This window comes from Haloplanus salinarum (assembly GCF_009762275.1).
GTDB lineage: Archaea > Halobacteriota > Halobacteria > Halobacteriales > Haloferacaceae > Haloplanus > Haloplanus salinarum.
On the sequence record NZ_CP034345.1, the window covers coordinates 132965 to 153214 of the forward strand.

Annotated in this window: 21 protein-coding genes; 14 read left to right on the forward strand and 7 right to left on the reverse strand. The window is 67.6% G+C overall.

Going from position 1 to position 20250, the window contains the following annotated elements; translation table 11 throughout:
* The first annotated feature begins 30 nt into the window (after positions 1 to 30).
* Complete coding sequence (locus EI982_RS01935) at positions 31 to 510, forward strand: DUF2240 family protein (RefSeq protein WP_157687884.1); 480 nt, start codon at positions 31 to 33, stop codon at positions 508 to 510.
* Positions 511 to 607: 97 nt separating this feature from the next.
* Here EI982_RS01935 and EI982_RS01940 read toward each other — a convergent pair whose 3' ends face one another.
* Positions 608 to 1714, reverse strand: a complete 1107-nt coding sequence (locus EI982_RS01940; protein ID WP_157687885.1) for a guanosine monophosphate reductase — start codon at positions 1712 to 1714, stop codon at positions 608 to 610.
* Between the two features lie 98 nt (positions 1715 to 1812).
* Between EI982_RS01940 and EI982_RS01945 the strand changes: the two genes are divergently transcribed.
* Positions 1813 to 2187, forward strand: coding sequence for a DUF7993 family protein (locus EI982_RS01945; protein ID WP_157687886.1), 375 nt, complete (start codon positions 1813 to 1815; stop codon positions 2185 to 2187).
* A 6-nt stretch (positions 2188 to 2193) separates the two neighbouring features.
* Here EI982_RS01945 and EI982_RS01950 read toward each other — a convergent pair whose 3' ends face one another.
* On the reverse strand, positions 2194 to 2847 hold the full coding sequence (locus EI982_RS01950) for an HAD family hydrolase (RefSeq protein WP_157687887.1): 654 nt from the start codon (positions 2845 to 2847) through the stop codon (positions 2194 to 2196).
* A 101-nt stretch (positions 2848 to 2948) separates the two neighbouring features.
* Here EI982_RS01950 and EI982_RS01955 point away from each other — a divergent pair, with 101 nt between their 5' ends.
* Complete coding sequence (locus EI982_RS01955; protein WP_157687888.1) at positions 2949 to 4187, forward strand: DNA double-strand break repair nuclease NurA; 1239 nt, start codon at positions 2949 to 2951, stop codon at positions 4185 to 4187.
* A gap of 178 nt (positions 4188 to 4365) precedes the next feature.
* Here the strand turns inward: EI982_RS01955 and EI982_RS01960 are convergent, their stop codons facing one another.
* The 4 genes from EI982_RS01960 to EI982_RS01975 all read right to left on the reverse strand — a co-directional run bounded on the left by EI982_RS01960 (position 4366) and on the right by EI982_RS01975 (position 7029).
* Positions 4366 to 4704: a DUF7113 family protein gene (locus tag EI982_RS01960; RefSeq protein ID WP_157687889.1), complete on the reverse strand. Its 339-nt coding sequence runs from the start codon at positions 4702 to 4704 to the stop codon at positions 4366 to 4368.
* Between the two features lie 150 nt (positions 4705 to 4854).
* A complete protein-coding gene (locus tag EI982_RS01965) occupies positions 4855 to 5805 on the reverse strand; it encodes a LipP1 family hormone-sensitive lipase (RefSeq protein WP_157687890.1) in 951 nt (316 codons plus the stop codon).
* Positions 5806 to 5950: 145 nt separating this feature from the next.
* Positions 5951 to 6475, reverse strand: a complete 525-nt coding sequence (locus tag EI982_RS01970; RefSeq protein WP_157687891.1) for a hypothetical protein — start codon at positions 6473 to 6475, stop codon at positions 5951 to 5953.
* On the reverse strand, positions 6472 to 7029 hold the full coding sequence (locus EI982_RS01975; protein WP_157687892.1) for a DUF7344 domain-containing protein: 558 nt from the start codon (positions 7027 to 7029) through the stop codon (positions 6472 to 6474). The genes EI982_RS01970 and EI982_RS01975 overlap by 4 nt, the downstream gene beginning before the upstream one ends.
* Before the next feature lie 240 nt (positions 7030 to 7269).
* Between EI982_RS01975 and EI982_RS01980 the strand changes: the two genes are divergently transcribed.
* From EI982_RS01980 to EI982_RS02000, 5 genes are all read left to right on the forward strand, one after another.
* Positions 7270 to 7791 carry a hypothetical protein gene (locus EI982_RS01980; RefSeq protein WP_157687893.1) on the forward strand — a complete coding sequence of 174 codons (522 nt, stop codon included), beginning with the start codon at positions 7270 to 7272 and terminating at the stop codon, positions 7789 to 7791.
* 14 nt (positions 7792 to 7805) lie between these two features.
* The gene (locus tag EI982_RS01985; RefSeq protein WP_157687894.1) at positions 7806 to 8399 is read left to right on the forward strand and encodes a DUF1102 domain-containing protein; all 594 of its coding nucleotides are present in this window, start codon (positions 7806 to 7808) and stop codon (positions 8397 to 8399) included.
* 126 nt (positions 8400 to 8525) lie between these two features.
* Positions 8526 to 9050 (forward strand): hypothetical protein, encoded by a 525-nt coding sequence (locus tag EI982_RS01990; protein ID WP_157687895.1) that lies wholly within the window; start codon positions 8526 to 8528, stop codon positions 9048 to 9050.
* Positions 9051 to 10652: a right-handed parallel beta-helix repeat-containing protein gene (locus tag EI982_RS01995; RefSeq protein WP_157687896.1), complete on the forward strand. Its 1602-nt coding sequence runs from the start codon at positions 9051 to 9053 to the stop codon at positions 10650 to 10652.
* Positions 10653 to 10931: 279 nt separating this feature from the next.
* Positions 10932 to 11513 (forward strand): hypothetical protein, encoded by a 582-nt coding sequence (locus tag EI982_RS02000; RefSeq protein ID WP_157687897.1) that lies wholly within the window; start codon positions 10932 to 10934, stop codon positions 11511 to 11513.
* 58 nt (positions 11514 to 11571) lie between these two features.
* On the opposite strand, the gene EI982_RS02005 is transcribed toward EI982_RS02000, so the two are convergent.
* Positions 11572 to 12051 carry an archaellin/type IV pilin N-terminal domain-containing protein gene (locus tag EI982_RS02005; protein WP_157687898.1) on the reverse strand — a complete coding sequence of 160 codons (480 nt, stop codon included), beginning with the start codon at positions 12049 to 12051 and terminating at the stop codon, positions 11572 to 11574.
* Positions 12052 to 12230: 179 nt separating this feature from the next.
* Between EI982_RS02005 and EI982_RS02010 the strand changes: the two genes are divergently transcribed.
* From EI982_RS02010 to EI982_RS02035, 6 genes are all read left to right on the forward strand, one after another.
* Complete coding sequence (locus EI982_RS02010; protein ID WP_199243694.1) at positions 12231 to 13739, forward strand: CARDB domain-containing protein; 1509 nt, start codon at positions 12231 to 12233, stop codon at positions 13737 to 13739.
* Between the two features lie 5 nt (positions 13740 to 13744).
* Positions 13745 to 14599 carry a hypothetical protein gene (locus tag EI982_RS02015; protein WP_157687900.1) on the forward strand — a complete coding sequence of 285 codons (855 nt, stop codon included), beginning with the start codon at positions 13745 to 13747 and terminating at the stop codon, positions 14597 to 14599.
* A gap of 74 nt (positions 14600 to 14673) precedes the next feature.
* Complete coding sequence (locus tag EI982_RS02020; protein WP_157687901.1) at positions 14674 to 15831, forward strand: signal peptidase I; 1158 nt, start codon at positions 14674 to 14676, stop codon at positions 15829 to 15831.
* Between the two features lie 50 nt (positions 15832 to 15881).
* Positions 15882 to 17045 carry a DUF5305 domain-containing protein gene (locus EI982_RS02025; protein WP_157687902.1) on the forward strand — a complete coding sequence of 388 codons (1164 nt, stop codon included), beginning with the start codon at positions 15882 to 15884 and terminating at the stop codon, positions 17043 to 17045.
* Positions 17046 to 17091: 46 nt separating this feature from the next.
* A complete protein-coding gene (locus EI982_RS02030; protein ID WP_157687903.1) occupies positions 17092 to 18912 on the forward strand; it encodes an ATP-binding protein in 1821 nt (606 codons plus the stop codon).
* Positions 18913 to 19098: 186 nt separating this feature from the next.
* Complete coding sequence (locus EI982_RS02035; protein ID WP_157687904.1) at positions 19099 to 20169, forward strand: zinc-binding metallopeptidase family protein; 1071 nt, start codon at positions 19099 to 19101, stop codon at positions 20167 to 20169.
* The last annotated feature ends 81 nt before the right edge of the window (positions 20170 to 20250 follow it).

A 20250-nucleotide genomic window follows, 5' to 3' on the forward strand; every position in this document is an offset into this window, starting at 1 on the left:
GTTTAGTGGGCTGCCCCCGCCTTCTGGGGCATGAGCCTCGAAACCGCGGTGGCGGCGCCGTTCCGCGACCGGGGGCGGTCCCGGCTCGACGAGGGGGAGTTCGTCGTCGCCCTCTCCTTGGACCGGGACTGGTTCACGCCCGATCAGGCCAAGCGCCTCGTCGACGTGGCGGCCGGCCGCGGCCTCCTCGCCCGCGAGGGCGACGACCTGGTCGCGTCGTTCGACCCCTCCGCCGTCACCATCCCCTCCGGGTTCGTCCCCGACGAGTCCGTCCTTCGGGAGCAGTCCGCGTTCGAGCGCGTACTCGCCGCACTCGTCGAGGCCGGCGTCGAGAAACAGGAGGCCGTCGCGGCGATCAACGAGCGACAGCGCGAACTCGGCGTCACCATCGAGGCCGCGGCCGTCCTCTACGCCCGCCGCCGGGGAATCGACGTCGACGCCGCCGCCGACCGCGCCCTCGCCGACCTCCGGGAGGGGACCGAGTCGGAGTCGGACGCCGACTCCGCGTGATCGTCGCCGATCCGTCATACTGTTTATTGTACGTCATTACCGGTGGTTCGCCAGCACAGTGCGGCGAACCACCGGTACACTGTTACAACAATCCGTATCAGTCGTCGCCGTCGGCGGCTTCGGCCCCCGACGCGCGGGCACCGCTCGCCTCGCTCTCCACCGAGACGCCCTCCCAGTCGTGGTCCGCGTGGAACCCTTCGCGCTCCCGCGCGCTCGCAGCGACGCGGACGAACTCGGCCCGGTCCCGAGCGTGCGGGATCGTGTGGCCGCCGCAGTAGGAGAGCCCGGACCGGACGCCGGCGAGGAACTCCCTCGCGACGTCCGCCACGGGTCCCTTGTACGGCGTCAGCGCCTCCACGCCCTCGTCGGCATCGACGTCCGCTCCCTTGTCGTCGCGGTCCTCCGCCGCGGCGGTGGTGGCCATCCCTCGGGAGCGCTTGTACCGCGTGCCGTCGACTTCGACGACGGCTCCCGGGGCCTCGTCGGTTCCGGCGAACAGGCTGCCGAGCATCACCGTGTCCGCCCCGGCCATCAGCGCCTTGGTCGCGTCGCCCGAGTTGCGGATGCCACCGTCCGCACAGATCCGCACGTCTAGGTCCGCGGCGGCCCGCGCACAGTCGTCGACGGCGGTCAGCTGTGGCACCCCGGCGCCGGCCACCTTCCGCGTCGTGCAGTGTGACCCCGGACCGATCCCGACTTTCACGCAGTCGGCCCCCGCGGCCGCGAGGTCCTCGACGCCCGCGGGCGTCGCGACGTTGCCCGCCGCCAGGTCGGTGTCGGGGAACGCCGCCGCGACCCGCTCGACGGCGGCGAGCGCGCGTTCGAGGTGGCCGTGTGCGACGTCGACGACGAGGACGTCGACGCCAGCCTCGACCAGCCGCTCACACCGCGAAACGTAATCCTCGTCGAGGCCGACGGCTGCGCCGACCTGAACGCCCGCGTCGACGACTCGCTCGACCTCTCGGGCCTGCTTCTCGGGTGAGAGAAAGCGGTGGATCACGCCGAGACCCCCGGCGCGCCCGAGTTCGGTCGCCATCTCCGCCTCGGTGACCGTATCCATCGCCGCGGAGACGAGCGGCGTCGCCAGTTCGACCCCTGGCGTGAACGCCGTCGCGAGGTCGACATCGTCCCGGCTGTCCACCGGGGATCGCTTCGGCACCAGCAGGGCGTCGCCGTAACTCAGCCCCGTTCGAAGGTCGTTCATTCCCCTACAAGGAAGGCCGCGCGGAGGCTTAAACCCCTCGTCGCGGTACGCTTGCCGGAACGGGGAGCCTTGAAACGGCTCCGGCCCGTTTTCGACCCATGGTCGACTCCACGCTCGCGGACGGCGTCCGCATCGCACAGTTGCTCGCCTCCGATCTGGTCGGCCACGAGGGCCGCCTCGCGACCGTGTCGGTGACCGACGCCGACCCCGAGGTCGACCCGACGACCGACGGCAGTCGCGCGTACGTGGTGCGCGCCGGCGACGACCCGCTGGCGACGGCGTTCGTCCACCCCGAACGCGTCCGCCTCGACTTCCGGCTCGCCCACGAGTCCGTCGTCGAGGCCGCGAACGAGGCGGGTCTGCGAGTCCGCCCGAAGGCCGTCGAGCCGCCGCGAACGGTCGTCTTCGTCGAAGACGGCGCCGAGGTGAAGCGCGTCCTGTCGGTCTTCGAGCGCGCGGTGGCCGCCCGTTGACCCGGGCTACCGCGAGGACAGGATCCGCGGGAGCCGTGCCGCCAACTCGTCGCGCTCGACGTGTGCGATGGCCGCCGGATCGGGGTCGGGGCCGCCGGGGAACGTCACCTGCACCGCGTCGAGGCCGGCGGCCGTCGCGCCCCGCACGTCCGCCTCGACGTCGTCGCCCACGAACACCGTCGCCGCGGCGTCCGTGTCGAGGGCGTCGAGGAGCCGTTCGAAGGCGGCCGCGTCGGGCTTGCCCGCGCTCAAATCGCCGGTGACCAGCGCGGCGTCGAACCGGTCGCTCCACCCGAGGACCCGGAGCTTCGACCGCTGTGCGACGACCGGCCCGTTCGTCAGCAGGCCGAGTCGGTACCGCCGTGCGAGCCTCGTAAGCATCGATTCGACGCCGGAAACGGGCGATAGCGCCTCGTTCACCCGCTCGCGATACGCCCGGGCCAGCGCCGCGGGGTCGACGTCCGTCCCGTCGAGGAGGGTCTCGAACACCGGTTCCCGACTCCGTGCAGTCAGGTTGTCGGCGTGGGCGTCGAGATACGCTTCCCGGGAGCGGGCCGGGGCGTCGACCGCCCGAAGCGCCGACGCCAGCAACGTCTCGCGGTCGACGTTCGTCACCGCGAGCGTGTCGTCGAGGTCGAACGCCACCGCGGCCGTATCCATACCGTCGCCTATCCGGGCGAGGCGTATGAGCGTGCCGCCTTCGGCGGCCCGTGATCGAACCGATCGGGTGGGTATTTGTGTCCCCGTCCGGTTGGTTCCCCATGACCCTCGATCCGGTCCACGTCGACGGTATCGCCGACCTGGCCGGCCGCCTCGCTCGCCGGGTCGACGACACCGACCACGACGACCTGGCGCGGACGGCGTTCGAGGAGTTCCTCGACCCCCTCCGGGCCGACGGCCGGACGGTGATCGATCCGCTCGGCGAGCGCCGTCTCCGCTCGGTCCCCGTCGACGACGTCGCGCTGATCGATTCGCCCTACCCGACCGTCCACGGCCTCGACTCCGGCACCATCAACCCGACCACGTTCAAGAACGGACTGGTTCTCGACGTCGCCCACGCCGCGATGGCCGCCGAGCCGTCCGACCTCGACCTGCACCGCGCCCGGAGTCTGGTGACGACCGTCCACGCGAACGATCCGACGCTCGCGCTCGGGACCGACTGGGCGCGCCGCGACGAGGGCTACTTCCGGAACAAGATCCTGCACGCCCCGCGCGTGAACCGCTACGCCGAGGGGGTCGTCCACGCCCTCGCGCTCTACCTCGCTGAGAGTTCCCACGCCCTCGAACACGCCGATGTCGTCGACGACTGTCTGCTCCTCGACGGTCCGCTCTACCCGAAGGAACTCCTCAACTGGCAGGACCGGGACGCCGAACTCGGCGCGCTGGCGACGGAGGCCAAACCCCGAGCGATCGTCGAGAACTACGTCCGCCTCGTCGAGCGACTCCTGGACCGGGACGTCGCCGTCGCGGGATTCGTCAAGAACCCCTCGCCGAAGTTGATCACCCGGACGCTCCGCGAGAACGGCGTGGACGCGCCGTGGGTCGACGACACCGCCCTCTTCACGCGCCTGCTGGAACCCGACGGCGACGAGGGCCGACCGACGGATCGACTCACCTTCACCAACTGGTTCCGGTCCCGAGGGGGGTCCGACCGAACGCTCGCGGCCGACGGCGACGCCCTCGGCGTCGACCGACGCCGCGACCCGGCCGACTACGAGGTGACCTTCTTCGTCGTCTACGACCCCCGCGAGGACCTCTGCTATCGCGTCGAGGCCCCCGCCGGCCTCACCCGCGACCCCGACGCCCGGGATCGACTCACGCGGCAGATCCTCCGGGACGTAGCGACCGCCCGCGGCCCGCCCCCGGTCGTCGAGCGGGCGGACGCGCTGGCCCGAATCGGCGTCGACGAGAAGGCCGCGCTCCGGCGCAAGTTCGAGGAACGACTCGACTCGCCCTTCGTCCGGACCTACGACGACCACCGCTGGGGCGAGGAGTTCTGAGTCCGTCAGCGCGCACTCATACGATGACGAGTCGTTAGCGATCGTTCGTCAGGACAGTCCGGCGAACCACCGGTGAACAGTGACAATACTCCGTCTCATACTGTTTATTGTAAGTCGTTACCGGTGGTTCGCCAGAGTGGTCCGGCGAACCACCGGTAAACAGTTACAATAATCCGTATCAGTCGATCGGATCGGCTTTCTCCATCTCGATCGACACCGTCGACTCGGGGACGCCGACCCGCGCGAACTGTGTCCGCAGGTGCTCTTTCGCGGCCTCGATGGCCTGCTCCCGGGTGTCGAACCCGCGCGGCATCGGCGACTCGAAGGCGACCTGGATCTCCTCACCGTCGATGCGGGTGGTCGACCCGCCGCTCTCGACCTCGTAGAACTCGTCGCAGACCCAGACGTAGGCTGCGTCCTCGTCGGGCGCGCCACGGAAGCTCGGCGCCCGCTCACCCCGCTCGTAGACCGTCCCCGTGAGCGTCGTGTCCCCACCCGTCCCGCGGATCAGTAACATTACCGTGAATACGCGCGCGTTACATAAAAGACGTGTGTGGCGGCTATCGGCGGCGAGAATCGCCGCCTCATCCTGTTTATTGTGCGTCAGTACCGGTGGTTCGCCGGACTGTCCTGGCGAACCACCGGTGAACAGTTACAATAATCCGTATCAGTCCCGGCCGAAGGCGGTCGCCAGTCCGTCGGCGATCACCCGCCGTGCGTCCCGCGCCCGGTCGAGGTCCGGGAACGAGGCGAACACGTGGACCATCCCCGGGTAGTTCTCGTGGGTGACCGAGACGCCCCCCTCGCGCAGGCGGTCCGCGTACGCCGCCCCCTCGTCCCGCAGCGGGTCGTAGCCGGCGGTGATCACCGTCGCCGACGGCAGTCCCGACAGATCCCGCGCCCGGAGCGGCGACGCGTAGGGGTTGGCGCCGTCGATATCGTCGCCCAGATAGCGCTCCCAGTACCAACGCATGCTCGCCCGGGAGAGCAGGTATCCCGCCGCGTTCTCGTCGTAGGACGACGTGTCGAACGCGTAGTCGGTCACCGGGTAGAGCAACACCTGGTGGGCGAGTTCCGGCCCGTCGCGCTCCCGCGCTAGCAGCGTCACCGCGGCCGCCAGGTTACCGCCGGCGCTGTCACCCCCCACCGCCACCCGGTCCGGGTCGCCGCCGACGATTTCGGCGTACTCCGCCGCCCACGCCGTCGCCGCGTAGGCGTCGTGGACCGCCGCCGGGAAGCGGTGTTCCGGCGCCCGCCGGTAGTCGACCGAGACGACGACACAGTCGGCCGCCTCGGCGAGCAGACGACAGAGTCCGTCGTGAGTGTCCAGGTCGCCACGGACCCACCCGCCGCCGTGGAGGTACACGAACACCGGTCGGGCCCCCCCACCGGGCGGCGTGTAGGTCCGGATCGGCAGCGACGTCTCCGGATCGTCCCCGGGTCCGGGAATCGAGAGGTCACGGACCGTGAGGTCGTCGTCCGGCGGCTCCTCGGCGACCAGCAGGTCACGGAGCGCCTCCCGGGCGCCCTCGACCGAGAGCGAGGCGGTCGGCGGCAGATCGACGCGGTCGAGGATCGTTTCCGCTTCGGGGTGGAGGTCGGGAGCGCGGCCGGTCACGGGCGATCACTCCGCGTGGTTCGGACGAGTGTCATGGCTCGGTGGAGCGGTCCGCGTTACTATAAACTCCCGGCGTCGAGTCGTTCGTCGACCGACGCCCAGCCAGTCCGCTTTCGCTCCCTCTTCGTCACCCCCCACCGACAGCTCAGTTGCGACCGTACGTTCCGGGGCAGTCGACCTCGTACGTTCGTGTCGCCCCGGAGACGCCGACGTTCGGTCCGGTTGCCGAGTCGATTTCGACGTGCAACGAGTCGGCACCGGAGACGTTGTTGGCGGTGGGTGGTTTCACTTGTATTCCGGCCGAGTCACCGGAATCGTACGGTCCCCAAAAGGTCAGGTCGGCCGACTCGCCCGGCCCCAGTTGTTCGGCCTGCCCGCCGGTACCGACACGGACGTAGCCGTCGACCGCCGTGACCGTGACGTCGATCCGTTCGACGGTGGTGTTCTCGGGGAACCGGTTGTGAACGAAGCCCTTGTTGTTCCCGACGCCGTGGCCCATCCCGCACTGGAGGCTGCCGTCGAGTGCCAGATACGCCTCCGACGGTTCGGCGACGGTGACACTCACGCTCCGGTCCGCCGAGGCGGCGGAGTATCCGCCGACACCGAGGGCCATGCTCGCCGCTACGCACAGCGCGAGCACCGCCACGATCCGTCGGCGTCGACGGCTCATCCCTCGACTTCCGGCGGTGGTCCCTCCGAGCCCAGTCGCATCCCGCGGGTGTAGTAGGTGTGAACCAGCGCCAGTGTGGCGATGGCGACGATCGTGAACATCGCCAGGCTGGCGTCGCCAATCCCAGCCAGCACCGGCAGGTCGAGCGCGTGACCGAGCGTCACCACCCCAGTCAACGTCCCCACTCCGAGGTAGTAGAGGCTCCAAGGCACGTCGTGGCCCTGAACGACCTCCAGGTAGAGGTCGACGTCGTCCGCGTCGTCGGTGAGCTCTACCTCGCCGGCGCGCTGGTCGAAGATCACCAGGTTCAGGTCCTCCATCTTCGGGAGGTGGAACTGCTGGAGCGACGTGTAGACGTTCTTGCGCGCGTCCGACCCCACCGCGGCGACGTCGATGCCGTTCTCCCACGCGGCGACGTGCTCCGCGAGCGTCCCCAGCGCCGCCCGCGGCCCGTTCCGCTGCAGGTAGTGGATGACGAACCGCCGTCGTCGGTTGCTCAGTACCTCGTAGACGTCGTCCCGTGCGAGACTCGTTCCGTTCGACGTACCCCCCATACGTATCGAACTAGCGTCACATCCCCCTGTCACATAAGTAACCGCCGCCGACGGGTCTTTCAGGCCCGTCCAACACCCACTCAATCCCGGCTTGAAACGACGTCAAACGGTCGTTGGCTCCCGTCAATCGAGCCGTTGAACCGGTTCTACGACTTCGTTTCCGTCGTTTCAATCGCCTCACAACAAGGTGGATGGATGTACAGGGGTGAGACGTGCTCCCGACGGGGCACGTGACCAACTATGGAACGGCGAAAATTCATCGCGACGATGGGATCGATCGCTGCCGGCGGGGCGGCGACGGTAGGGACAGGTGCGTTCACGAGCGTGGAAGCGGATCGAAGCGTGGACGTCGCAGTCGAAGACGACGCCTCCGCCTACTTGGGCCTGGATACGTCCGGTGACGCGAACGATCAGTACGTCTCCGGACAGGGCTCGGGAGAAATCGTCATCGACTTCGACGACAGCGGAAACAGCGGAACCGGTGTCAACCCGAACGCCAACACCGTCCTCGAGAGCGTGTTCCAGATCGAGAACCAGGGCACGCAGGAGGTCGATGTCTCGCTCTCCGGAAGCGGTATCTCTATCCAAGGTCAGGGCACCGAGATCTCGGCACCCGGTAGCGATGGCATCGCTGCCTCCCTGTCCGACGATGCCGGTGATGCCACGCTCGGGACGGGCGATTCGATCGACGTCGACTTCGCGGTCAACTCCGGCACGTCCGACCTCTCTGGAACGCTCACGATCGACGCGGACGCGACGTAATGGACTGATCCAACATGAAGCGTAGACAACTGTTGGCCGGTGTCGGGATGGCGGCTGCTGGAAGCACCGTGTTCGGTACCGGTGCGTTCACTAGCACGACCGCCCAGCGCTCCGTGTCGGTGGGCGTTGCCAACGAGGAAAACGCGTACCTCTCGCTGGACGACGAACTCCCCCAAGGACGCACCGAAAACGCGTCGATCTCCGAGGACATCCAATCCCAAGGCAACGAGCTCGTCCTCGATTTCAACGGGAACAACATCGGCGGTGGTCAGGGTGTCGGCAAGGACTCCATCTACGAGTTCGACAACATCTTCGTGATCGAGAATCAGGGGACGCAACCCATCTTCGTCCAGATAGATAACGTGGACATCGACGGCAACGGTGCCCAGAGCGGCGCTTACCTCGAGTTCTACGTGACCGGTGATAGCAACCGGGATCGGATCGACGGGTCAACCCAGGAACTGGAACTCCCCGTTGGGACGCCGGCCTACATCGGCGCACGAGTCGTCACCGATGACAGCACCACCCTCGGAACGTTCAACAAGGGTACGACTGTCCACGCGCAATCCGACAGTTTCCTCGGTAGTGGCACCCCGGTCAGTCCCTGAGACCATCCGCAGTACAACCCACATCGGTCTTCACGGCTTCCGGCTTCGCCGGAGGATCGTGACACGGTTCCCCGTGACGGCGGTTCGACTCCGCCGGTGGGCTTCGCCTGAGAGGGCGGTGACATCATGAACAGACGACAGCTCTTGGCGATCATCGGTGCCATCGGCGGTACTGGCGCGGTCGTGAACGGAACGGGTGCGTTCACGACCGTTCAGGCGAACCGCGACGTGTCCGTGTCGGTCACGGACGACGCACTGGCGTATCTCGCCATCGACGACACGGGTAACGCGAACGACGAGTACGTCAGCGAAAGCGGCGGTGGCGAGTTCGGGATCGATCTCACGGGAAGCAACACGACCAGCGGCGGCGGGTCCGGCGTCAACACCGACGCCGTCACCGTCATCGAGGACCTCTTCGAGGTCCGGAATCAGGGGACTCAGGACGTGGACGTGTCGGTGACGCCGCTGACGTTCGTCGACACGAATTCGGGCAACACGCTGATCGTGTTGGTCGTCCCCGACACGAACTTCCCGACGGTGAATCTCTCCCCGGGGAACGCCGAGACGTACAGCCTCGTCGTGGACGTGTATCCCGGCGGCACGAACACGAGCGTCGACGACACCATCACCGTCTCGGGGGTGGCTCCGTAGATGGCACTGACGATCAAGGACTTCGTCGAACAGGAGGATGGGCTGACCCTCGACGACGTGCCGCCGCGAGTGCGAAAGCGGGTCAACGACGCGCTCCAGGACCTGACCGGCGGCGGCGAGGGCGGCGCCGGGGCGCCACAGAACCCCGACGCGATCATCGTCAGCAAGAACCTCGACGGCCGGGACGGGTTCAATCAGATCGGGGCGGCGGTCGACAGCGCCGAGTCCGGAGCGACCATCTTCGTCGAACCCGGCACGTACACCGAGGACGTCCTCGTCGATGTCGACGACCTCACCATCGCCGGTGCGGAGGGAACCCCGACCATCGAATCGACGGGAACGGGATACCAAAGCGAGGGGGACCCCATCGCACCCCTCGAAATCGTCGGGACCGGCGTGGAGGTCCGCGACGTCGCGGTCCAAGCGGTCGACGGCGAGGGGTACGGATACGGTATCCAGATCAGCGGCGTCTCGGGTGCGTCCGACACGACGCTGATGGACGTCCGGGTCGACGGCTCCTCCGGCTTCAACACCGGCGAGTTCGGAACCGGCGTTCGGGTTCGCGGTGCGCCGAACACGGTCCTCGACGGGGTCGTCGTGAACGGTGGCTCGGACGTCGACTACGGGATCCGCGTCCAGCACCCCGACACCGAAGTCGTCGGCTGTACGGTCAACAACTGCAACCGCGCCATCGACGTCCAGTCCAGCGATCAGGTCGTCCGGGACAACACGATCAACGGGATCACCGAGAGCAGTCCCGGCGGGTTCTACAAGGATCCGTTCGACGACGGACTGGAGGACGACGAGTTCCCGAGCGGGAAGGGCATCCGCGTCTCGACGACTCCGGCCGGATCGAGCAACACGATCGAGAACAACGACATCAACGACTGCGGGCTCGGTATCGAGGCGTTCGGTTCGGACAGCACCCTCAGCGGCAACAACATCACGGGTTGTTCGACCGGGATCGTCGTCGCGGACGGTGCGTCGAACTACACGATTTCAGGCAACACCATCGAAGACGGCAGCGGCCGCGGCATCAGCGTCTTCAGCGGGTCGACGGACGACCACCTGATCGAGAACAACACCGTCAGGAACCAGGGCTCCGGGGTCGTCCTCAGCGGTGCCGACGACAACACGCTCGCGGGCAACACTCTCGAAGACAACACGTACAACGGCATCTGGCTCAACGACGGGGCCGGCAGTGCGACCGGCAACACCATCGAGGACAACACCGTCTCGAACAACGGGTTCGGATCGGGGAGTCCCTACCCCGGCATCTTCCTAGGTAACGCCGAAGACACCACGATCCGGAACAACGACGTCGACGGCAACGCGGCGCAGGGAATCTACGCCTTCGAGTCGTCGGGCACCGTCATCGACGACAACACGTTGGCGAATAACGGCGAGGGTGCGGGCGAGTTCGTCTACTCCGGCATCCTACTCTGGACCGTCACCGACACGACGGTCACGAACAACACGCTGACGGACAACTACTACCGCGGTATCTGGGCCGAGAACTACACCGACCCGCTCACGATCAGCGGGAACAGCGTCACGCTCCGTGATACGTCCTACGATCCGATCGTCACCAACGCAGCATGACTACGAACGACACCACCACCTCGGACGACGAGACGAACAGTTCGGACGACCGAGAGATGCTGAAACCGGAGCCACCGCGGGGCGGCACCCGTTCGTCGGACGGGTGACGACTCGTCTCCGGCACCCACGCTGTGTGTGACTCCTCGGGCGATCCGGGGGAGTGGCGGTTCGATTCCGTCGGTGGGCTTCGCCCGCGAGGGTGTGACGACCGATGATCCGAACATCACGCATGCGAACCGACGCGCGGAGTCCTCGGGACCTCGAAGGGGTGACCGAATAATGCCCGACAGACACGGGCCGATGCGGGTGGTGTATCAGCAGGGCATACCTGGCACCAACTGGGAGTCCTTCGAAACCAGTGCATCGAACGACACGCTCGACCGGATCACCCTGGGGATACTGGAGCTCGATCCCGAGTGGCTGGCCGATACGCTCGAGACGAGCGAAATCGACGCCGTCGAGCGCGAGTTCGGCGTCGTCGTCGAGGCTCCCGGGGACGGCGGGGAGACCGAACTCCCCGCCGACCGGTTCGACGTGGAGCGGTTCGAGGGATCGGCGACGTTCACGGACGGCGGGATCACTGGCCTCTACTACAAGGTCGAAGTCGCCGACACCGACGACGGCGACGTGACCGGGTTCCGAGTCGAGGCGACCAGCGACGACGGCGCCACGGATTCCTTCGAACACCTGCCCGACGGACCGGACTCGGGGGCGCCGGAGCGCTCGAACTTCGAAGTCGGGTTGTTCACGGATCGGATCGTCGAAGGACCCATCACTGTCACCCTGAGTGCCGCCGACGAGGACTCCGCGGGCTCGTTCGTGGGGTTGACGACCGTTCAGTTTCCGGCGACGGCGGAGTGAGGAGTCTCCGGGGTCCGGCCGGGACCGTCGGATCGGACGTACGACCGGGGGCAACGTGTCACGCCGACGGCCCCTCCCACCGCGCGATCACGTCGCTGTGTTGGCCGTCCTCGCTCGTCCAGAGCAGTTCGATCCGGGCGGTCGCGAGCGTGTCGATGGGGCTGTTCGTCCAGACGCGGACCCGCTCACCCGCGTCGACCGGATCGACGACGACGTCGACCCAGTCGGTCGCGTACCGCTGTTCCGTTCCGCCGTCCATGTAGTACACCACCACCTCGACCTGCTCGGGGTCGAACGTATCGCCCGACGTGTGGACGACGCGGACGACCTCACAGGGATCGATCGCACAGTTGGGGTCGCTGACGCCCGTCTCGTACTCGAAATCGAAGGCGGCCTGTGGTGGGGCCGGCCCGAGCGATCCGGCCAGTCCAGACACCAATACCCACAGCGTCGCGGCCAATAGGACGACCATGCCGACCAACAACACGACGCCGACGGTGTTCGATACGCCTCTGTCTTCGGTTCGTAACGCGTTCATCGTGGGGGGAAATCGATCGGTCGTTCTCGGCGAAACTGTCTACCTGACGACGTAAAAGTCGCGGGGGCGAATTATCAGCGGCAAGAACTGAGGCGGTGGCGACCGTTTCAATCGGTATGATACCCGGTTCAAACACCCTATACTGAAGCGTCGGGAGTTCGATGTTCCACTGTCGTCCGATGAGCCGAGTCATCGCGCGTCTCGCCGTGGGCGTTCTGATACTGTCCGCCGCCACCTTCGCCGTCGGGACCGGCGCCTTCCCCGGAGCGTCGGATCCCGTCGGGGAGGAGGTGTCACTCTCCCCGTCGTCGGGACCGAACGGGGGGTATGCCTACCTCGCCGACGGCGAACTCGTCGTCGACCTCACCGCGGCCAATCCGAACCTCGAGGGCGACGGTGTGGGCGTCGACGCCGTCACGATTCTCGACGACGTGTTCGTCGTCCACTACGGCGGCGAGCGGTTCGCACGCATCTGGATCACGCACGGTTCGGAGTCGGTCACTCTCCGGGCGGACGGTCGGCCGATCCAGTCCGAGGCCAACGCCGTCGTCCTGCCGGCCAACGGATCGACGACCGTCGGGATGCGAGTCGACACGACCGGAACCACCGACGGGCTGTTGGAGGACCTGACCGTCCACGCGCGGGTCGCCGAACCGGGCGACGTCGACGCCGAGGCCACCGGGGGAGCCGCCACGTCGGACGACAACCGTTCGGTCAGTTCCTACGCGCCGAGCGACGACGCTCGGGAGTTCACCGTAACGAACGCGCCGGCCGGGGCGCCGGTCACGCTCGATACGGACCGACTGGTGGTCGACGCCATCGAGACGGAGACGCTCACCCTCGACCAGTTGGTCGTGACCGGCGACGGCGGCTCGATGTCGGTCGATGTCCGGGTGCTCGAGGGGACGGAGCGACCGGACGCTAACACCGGGATCAGTGCCCTCGGGGCAGTCGAAGTGACGGACGGAGGTTCGGTCGAGTCCGCCACGCTCCGATTCAGTGCCGCGCCGGCGTATCTCGAGGCCAGAGGAACCACCGCCGACCGTCTCGTGGTCCGACACAGCGACGGTGGCGGCTGGCACTCACTCGACGCGAGGTACGTCGGCATGCAGAACGGCCGTGCGGTGTTCGAAGCCGAGTCGCCCGGGTTCTCGACGTTCGTGGTGGGCGTCCGAACCCCCGACCTTCGGATCGTCGACGCAGGTCCGCAGCGCTCGACCGTCGTGCCAGGCGAGCCCTCGACGGTCGCGGTGTCTGTCCGGAACGACGGCCTCGCGGCCGGGGAGCGAAACATCAGTCTGTCGATCGACGGCGAGCGAATCGACACGCGCGCCGTCGAGTTGGCACCCGGCGAGACGGCGAGAGTTCGGTTCACCGTCCAGCCACGGTCGCCGGGGCGGTACGCGGTGGGCGTCGACGGGGTCGACGCCGAGACGTTCGTCGTCGCGGCCCCGACGACGGACGCCCCGTCCGGTGCCACACCGGTCGACGAGGACGGCACGGAACGCGAATCGCCGACCCAGTCCTCGACCCTTCCGTCACCGACCCCTGCCGATCGGACGAACGCGTCGGTCAGCGAACCCGCGACACTCGACCCGTCGTCGATCGCGTGGCTGTCCGGGATCGTCTCGATCTCGCTCGTAGCGTTACTGATCCGCCGTCGACGCGGTGGAACCGGCGGAGGGTGACTGTCGTGTCGCTCCGCTCGACCGACGATCCGCCGTTCGGCGCCGTTGTCGTCGACCTCGTTCGGGTCCGGGACTGCCTGGCGCTCGCAGCCGTCCCGGCAGCGTTGCTCGGCATCTTCCTGTTACCGGAATCGAGTCGCCGCTCGCTGACCTTTCTCTACGCTTCGCCCACTCTCACGACGGCGTTCGCCGCACACTTCGTCCACTTCCGGGTCACACATCTCGCCTCGAATCTGCTCGGGTACGGAGTGTTCGCCGGTGTCGCGTATCTGCTCGCGGTACTCGCCGGTCGGCGGCGACTGTTCGGGGCCGCGACGGGAACCTTCCTGCTAGCACTCCCCCCCGTGCTCTCCGCGTTGAACCTCGCCCTTCCCCGCCGTGCCGTCGGGTACGGATTTTCGGGCGTGAACGCTGCGTTCGCTGGCCTTCTCGCTCTCCTGATTCCGATCTATGCCCGGGCGAGACTCGCCTCGTGGATCGAGTTCCGGCACGCACCGGCCGTGTTTTTCGTCGTCATCGCCATCACACCCGTCGTCGCCCTCCCCCCCTCGACGACGAGTCTGGGAATCACGCTGACCTGTGGGGTGCTCGGAACGTACTACGTCCACGCTCTCGAGACGGACCGCCGACGAGCCGGGGGTGTAGAGACGGCGGGATCGACGCGGGGCTGGCTCGACCTCCTCGTCGTCGCGACCCTCCTGTGTGTCGGATTCCCGTTCGTCGGGTTCGGTGCCGGTGCCACCGGGTCGGCGACGGTTCCGAACGACTACGTCCATCTACTCGGGTTCTGTCTCGGATTCATCGGCCCGTACGTGTGTCTGGTGCTGGAGCTGTTCGATACCGACGGATCGACCGGATAGTGGCGATCGGTGACGGCAGACGGGGTGAGCGGAGAGGTTTTTTATCGGCTCGACGTAATCGTCCGGTGAATCGAATGTCTCCCCGACGCATGCTCTCGGTCGCGGGGGAGGTCCTCGCCATCGTCGTCGTCGTCGCGCTCGTCGCCGGACAGGCGCTCGGCTATCCGGTGTTGCTCGGGTTCGTCGAAACCGGGAGCATGGAGCCGACGTTGAACCCCGGCGATGGGTTCGTCGCCATCCCGACGGCCATCGACGGCGACGTCGAGGAGGGTGACGTGATCGTCTTTCGGGCCGAACAGATCCAGGGTGGTGGTCTCACGACCCATCGGATCGTCGGCGAGACGGAGCGGGGCTACGTCACCCGCGGTGACGCCAATCCATTCACCGATCAGGACGGCAACGAGCCACCGGTGAAGGATGCCCAAATCGTCGCCAAGGCGTGGCAAGTCGGCGGCTCGGTCGTCGTGATTCCACACCTCGGGACGGCGGTGATGGGTCTCCAAAGCGCCGTCACCGACACCCAGCGGACGGTCGCGTCGGTGACGGGGAGCCGATCCTTGCTCGGGACCCAGGGACTCACGTACCTGTTGCTCGGTCTCTCGGTGCTTCTGTACCTCTTCGATCTGTTCGTGACCGACGGAACGGACCGCGACCGAAGCCGATCCCGCAGTCGGGACCGGGGGCTGTCGTCGAGGGTCATCGTCGCCGGACTCGCGGCGCTGATCGTTCTCACCGCGACGGCGTCGATGGTGGTTCCCGCGGGAACCCAAGAGTTCGGCGTCGTGAGCGCGGACTTCGACTCGAAGAATCCGACGATCATCCGACAGGGGACCGCCGAGTCCCTCACCTACCGCGTCCCCAACGCCGGCGTCGTCCCCGTCGTGGTCTATCTGACGCCCGCCAGCGAGGGTGTCGAGACGACTCCCGAACGGCTTCGCGTCCCCGGTCGATCGAGCGCGAACGCGACGCTGACGCTGTCCGCTCCCCCGGAGACGGGGTACTACCGTCGGTACGTTTCGGAGTATCGCTACCTCGCCGTTCTGCCTCCGTCGGTGATCGACGCCTGTTACCGAGTCCACCCGTGGCTGCCGATCTTCGTCGTCGACGCCGTCATCGGCGTCCCCTTTTACTTGTTCGGGATGTCGCTCGTCGGCTCCGGCCGGCTCCGCTCTCGCTCCCGTTCCCGTGACGGCGTCTCGACCCTCCGGCGACTGTTGAGGCGGTACGGGTAATCCCGCCGCCTCCTCAAGATTCTTGTAGGGGTATCGGGAAAAAGCGCCACATGCCACGGGAGTGGGGGGTGCGCGGACGGATCCTGCTGGACGAGTGGTTCGCGGTCTTGGTCCTGGTCGGCGTGGTACTGATGGCGGTCGGCGGGTACGCGACGTACACAGCCTACGAGGCTCCCGGAACGACGACCGAGCAGCGACAGGTCTCCTCGTGGGAGGCCAACGGAACTTACGAGACGAGGGCAGCGGTGACGGAGCCGAACCCGCTGTATTCGGTCGGCACCGAGCTTTCGAATCGACCCGCGTACTTCCTCTCCATCAGTCCGCTCGTCGAGGGGACGTTCCGGTTCGGCTACCAGGCGACCGACGGTGGGAGCGTGGACGTGACCGTCCAGCAGACGTTGATACTCCGCGCGGTCGAATCCCAGCCGACTCAGAGCGGGGAAGAACGTATCGAGTTCTGGCGGCTCACCGAACCACTCGGGACGACGCGCACGACCGGCATCGAACCGGGCGAATCGACCGAACTCACCTTCGAACGCAACGTCAACCGGACGTACAACCGGATGACGAACATCTCGGAGCGGCTCGGCGGGACGCCCGGTACGATTCAGATGCTCGTCGTCTCGACGGTCGAGTTCGAGGGCACCGTCAACGGGAACGACGTGGCGCGGACGGCGGACTACCGGCTCCCCGTTTCGGTCAGTGGGACCACCTATCAGGTCGGCGCCGTCGAGGGTGAATCGCTCGACGGATCGACGACCGAACCGTTCACCCGGCAGCGGACGTACGGACCGGCGTACCGGATCGGTGGCCCGGCCGCGCTGATCGTGGGCTTCCTTGGCCTCGCCGGCCTCGCGTACGGACGGTACGACGATCTGTTCGCCGTCTCCGAAGCCGAGCGTGCGACACTGCAGTTCCGATCGACTCGCGAGGAGTTCGACGACTGGATCACGACCGCACGGCTCCCCGCGACCGTCAGCGACCGTCCCCGGGTCGAAGTCGACGGACTGGAGGGTCTCGTCGACACGGCCATCGACCTCGACGCCCGCGTGTTCGAGGACCCCGAGGACGGCAGTTTCTACGTCGCCGACGACGGCCTCCTGTACGTGTGCGAACCGCCGACGAGCGGCCTCGATACGATTCTCGAGGGCGACTCCACGGCGGAGGCAGTCGAGGACGACGGCGACACGGGGGATACGGACGACGACATCTGACACCCTCGCCGAAAGGGGTTTCATCCCCACCTCCGTGGTAGTGGACATGTCCGACCTCGGGGATTTCACGGAGGTGTCGCCCGGCGACTCGCCGGACGACGAGGCGACAACCGACGAGGCGACGACGGCCGAGGCGTCGCGGGCGACCGACGACGCGACGGCCGACGACTTCGACACCTACGACGTCTCGCCGAGCGGCGCCGACCACGGCCTCGGCTCCATCTCCGTCTCCCAGGGGCTCCGCGTCGCGGAAGACGGCGACGACACGGCGCTGAAGGCCTTCATCACCAGCGACAATCGCGAGTCGGTCCGCCTCGGGAAGTACGTGATCGTCCCCTATCCGGACGACGAGACGCTCTTCTGTCGCATCACGGCCCTCGAGTACGCCCAGGAGTTCGAGGCCGACGACGCCACCGAAATCCACGCCCGGCGGGCGATGCGCCGCGACGACTTCGCCGAGCGCGACTACAAGTTCGTGGCGGCGCTGGATCCCGTCGCGGTGCTGTTCTCGGAGGGCGGGGAGTTGAAACGCCGGATGACCGACCGGGTGCCGAAGCCGGGGGCGGTCGTGAGCGAGGCGACCGACGCCGAACAGATCAAGACGGGGCTGGCCATCCCCGCCGACGGCGTCTTCCTCGGGCACCTCGCGGTCGGCGGCGAGACGGTGCGGACGGCGGCGACGCCGCCGACCATCGACTACCGACTCACGGACGACTACGCGGACGGCGACCCGCTGGTCTTCCGGCACACCCTCGTCGCCGGCGGCACGGGGTCGGGGAAGACCCACGCCTCGAAGAACGTCCTCCGGCAGTATCTCGACTCGTCGTACCCGATGGACGACGGCCGCGAGGTGCGGACGGCGGTGGTCCAGTTCGACCCGCAGGACGAGTACGCCCAGATGCACGACGACAACCCGTCGATGGACGACGACTTCGCCCGGCGACTGGACCGTGAGGGAGTGGCCCACGGCGGCCACGACGACACCGTGGCCCTCGTCCCCGAAGTCGACGGGGCGTCGTACGACGGCGCCACCCACCGCGCCGAGCAGGTTCCCTTCACCGTCCCCTTCCGGATGGTCCGTCGGCGGCCGTGGCTGGTCGCGGGTGCCCGTCTCAACGACAACCAGTACCAGGCGCTCGACTACCTCCTCGACCGCTTTTTCCGCGACTACGGCGACGAAGCGACCTACGACGCCTTCACCTCCTTTCTCGACGACCCCGGCCTCCGGGAGGAACTCGACGAGTCCGGGCGGATCCACGAGGCCACCTTCGACGCGGTCCGCCGGCGGGCGCTCGGGTCCGCGTTCGCGCGGGTGTTCGACCGCGACGCCCGCCCCGTGACCGATCTGGTCCACGAACTCGTCCGCCCCGGTGGCCTGACGGTCGTTCCCACGTACCACGTCACCGATTCGCGCGCGACCGAACTGGTCGTCCTCGCGGTGGCCAGCCTGCTGGTCGACGAGAAACTGTCGAACGACCCGGACCACGAGCGGATCAAGGAGACGCCGCTGATCGTCGGGATGGACGAGGCACACAACTTCCTGACCGACGCCGAGAGCGTCCAGGCCCGGAAGGTCATCGGGAAGTTCACCGAGGCGGCAAAGCAGGGCCGCAAGGAGCGACTCGGCCTCTTTCTCATCACCCAGGACCCACAGGACATCGCCGACTCGGTGTTCAAGCAAGTGAACACGAAGTTGGTGCTCAATCTGGGCGACGAGGACGCCATCAGCAGCGTCAACATCCCCTCGACGCTGGAGGACAAGGTGCCCTACATGGAGAAAGGGCAGATGGTCGTCTACTCCCCGGACAACTCCGAACCCGTCGAACTCACGGGCCTGCCGACCTGCGTGACCCGACACGGCGACTGATACGGATTATTGTAACTGGTTACCGGTGGTTCGCCGGAACGTCTCGGCGAACCACCGGTAATGACTTACGATAAACAGTATGAGACGGGCGTCGTCGCCGGCGGCGGCGCTCCCGACGGGCCCGCCGAGGAACGATCCGAGCCGCCGGATCGCTGGGTTCTTGCCTGCACCCCCGTACCGGGAGATATGTCACTCGACCCGGACCGCCGGGCGTTCCTGCACCGCCTCTTGGAGACGCCGAGTCCCTCGGGCTTCGAGACGCGCGGGCAGCGCGTCTGGCTGGACTACGTGGACGAGTTCGCCGACGAGGTGCGGACCGACGACTACGGCAACGCGGTGGCGATCCACCGCGGCGATCCGGACGTCGATACGTCCTTTGCCGTCGCCGGCCACGCCGACGAGATCGGATTCATCGTCCGCCGGATCGACGACGACGGCTACGTCCGCATCGGCGCCATCGGCGGCGCCGACCGCACCGTCTCCAAGGGCCAACACGTGACCGTCCACGGCGACGACCCCGTGCCCGGCGTTGTCGGGCAGACGGCGATCCACCTCCGCGAGACCGGCGAGGAGAGCTACGACGACATCGGCGAACAGTACGTCGACGTGGGGGCGACCGACGGCGACGAGGCCCGCGACCTGGTCTCGGTCGGCGACCCGGTCACGTTCTCGACGACGGTCGAGGAGCTCCACGGGTCGCGGGTGGCGGCCCGCGGCCTCGACAACCGGATCGGCGTCTGGGCGGCCGCCGAGGCGCTCAGGCGCGCGGCCGCGGCCGACGTCGACGCGACGGTGTACGCCGTGAGCACGATCCAGGAGGAGGTCGGCCTGCAGGGCGCGCGGATGGTCGGGGTCGACCTCTCGCCGGACGCGGTGGTCGCGGTCGACGTGACCCACGCCACCGACTCGCCGGGCATCCCCGAGAAGCGGCGGAGTCCCGTCGAACTGGGCGAGGGACCCGTCGTGTCGCGGGGGAGCGCCAACCACCCCGTCCTCGTCGACCTGGCGCGAACGGTCGCCGACGACGCGGACGTGGACGTCCAGTTGCAGGCGACGGGCACCCACACCGGCACCGACGCCGACGCCTTCTACACGGCGAGCGGGGGGACGCCGTCGCTGAGCCTCGGCCTGCCGAACCGCTACATGCACACGCCGGTCGAGGTGATCGACGAGACGGACCTCCGCGATCTGGGGGCGTTGCTCGGCGCGATGGCCGAGCGAGCGGACGATCTCGAGGACTTCGCGGTCGACGTGTGATCGCCCCGTGATACGGATCATTGTGACTGGTTGCCGGTGGTTCGCCGGACCGTCTCGGCGAACCACCGGTAACGACTCACA

Coding starts and splice junctions, on each gene's coding strand:
- EI982_RS02030 (WP_157687903.1), top strand. CDS start 17,092: ATGTCCGACCTCGGGGATTTCACGGAGGTGTCGCCCGGCGACTCGCCG.
- EI982_RS02000 (WP_157687897.1), top strand. CDS start 10,932: ATGCCCGACAGACACGGGCCGATGCGGGTGGTGTATCAGCAGGGCATA.
- EI982_RS01990 (WP_157687895.1), top strand. CDS start 8,526: ATGAACAGACGACAGCTCTTGGCGATCATCGGTGCCATCGGCGGTACT.
- EI982_RS02005 (WP_157687898.1), bottom strand. CDS start 12,051: ATGAACGCGTTACGAACCGAAGACAGAGGCGTATCGAACACCGTCGGC.
- EI982_RS01980 (WP_157687893.1), top strand. CDS start 7,270: ATGGAACGGCGAAAATTCATCGCGACGATGGGATCGATCGCTGCCGGC.
- EI982_RS01975 (WP_157687892.1), bottom strand. CDS start 7,029: ATGGGGGGTACGTCGAACGGAACGAGTCTCGCACGGGACGACGTCTAC.
- EI982_RS01970 (WP_157687891.1), bottom strand. CDS start 6,475: ATGAGCCGTCGACGCCGACGGATCGTGGCGGTGCTCGCGCTGTGCGTA.
- EI982_RS02020 (WP_157687901.1), top strand. CDS start 14,674: ATGTCTCCCCGACGCATGCTCTCGGTCGCGGGGGAGGTCCTCGCCATC.
- EI982_RS01960 (WP_157687889.1), bottom strand. CDS start 4,704: ATGTTACTGATCCGCGGGACGGGTGGGGACACGACGCTCACGGGGACG.
- EI982_RS01945 (WP_157687886.1), top strand. CDS start 1,813: ATGGTCGACTCCACGCTCGCGGACGGCGTCCGCATCGCACAGTTGCTC.
- EI982_RS02025 (WP_157687902.1), top strand. CDS start 15,882: ATGCCACGGGAGTGGGGGGTGCGCGGACGGATCCTGCTGGACGAGTGG.
- EI982_RS01985 (WP_157687894.1), top strand. CDS start 7,806: ATGAAGCGTAGACAACTGTTGGCCGGTGTCGGGATGGCGGCTGCTGGA.
- EI982_RS01935 (WP_157687884.1), top strand. CDS start 31: ATGAGCCTCGAAACCGCGGTGGCGGCGCCGTTCCGCGACCGGGGGCGG.
- EI982_RS01950 (WP_157687887.1), bottom strand. CDS start 2,847: ATGGATACGGCCGCGGTGGCGTTCGACCTCGACGACACGCTCGCGGTG.
- EI982_RS02035 (WP_157687904.1), top strand. CDS start 19,099: ATGTCACTCGACCCGGACCGCCGGGCGTTCCTGCACCGCCTCTTGGAG.
- EI982_RS02010 (WP_199243694.1), top strand. CDS start 12,231: ATGAGCCGAGTCATCGCGCGTCTCGCCGTGGGCGTTCTGATACTGTCC.
- EI982_RS01955 (WP_157687888.1), top strand. CDS start 2,949: ATGACCCTCGATCCGGTCCACGTCGACGGTATCGCCGACCTGGCCGGC.
- EI982_RS01995 (WP_157687896.1), top strand. CDS start 9,051: ATGGCACTGACGATCAAGGACTTCGTCGAACAGGAGGATGGGCTGACC.
- EI982_RS01940 (WP_157687885.1), bottom strand. CDS start 1,714: ATGAACGACCTTCGAACGGGGCTGAGTTACGGCGACGCCCTGCTGGTG.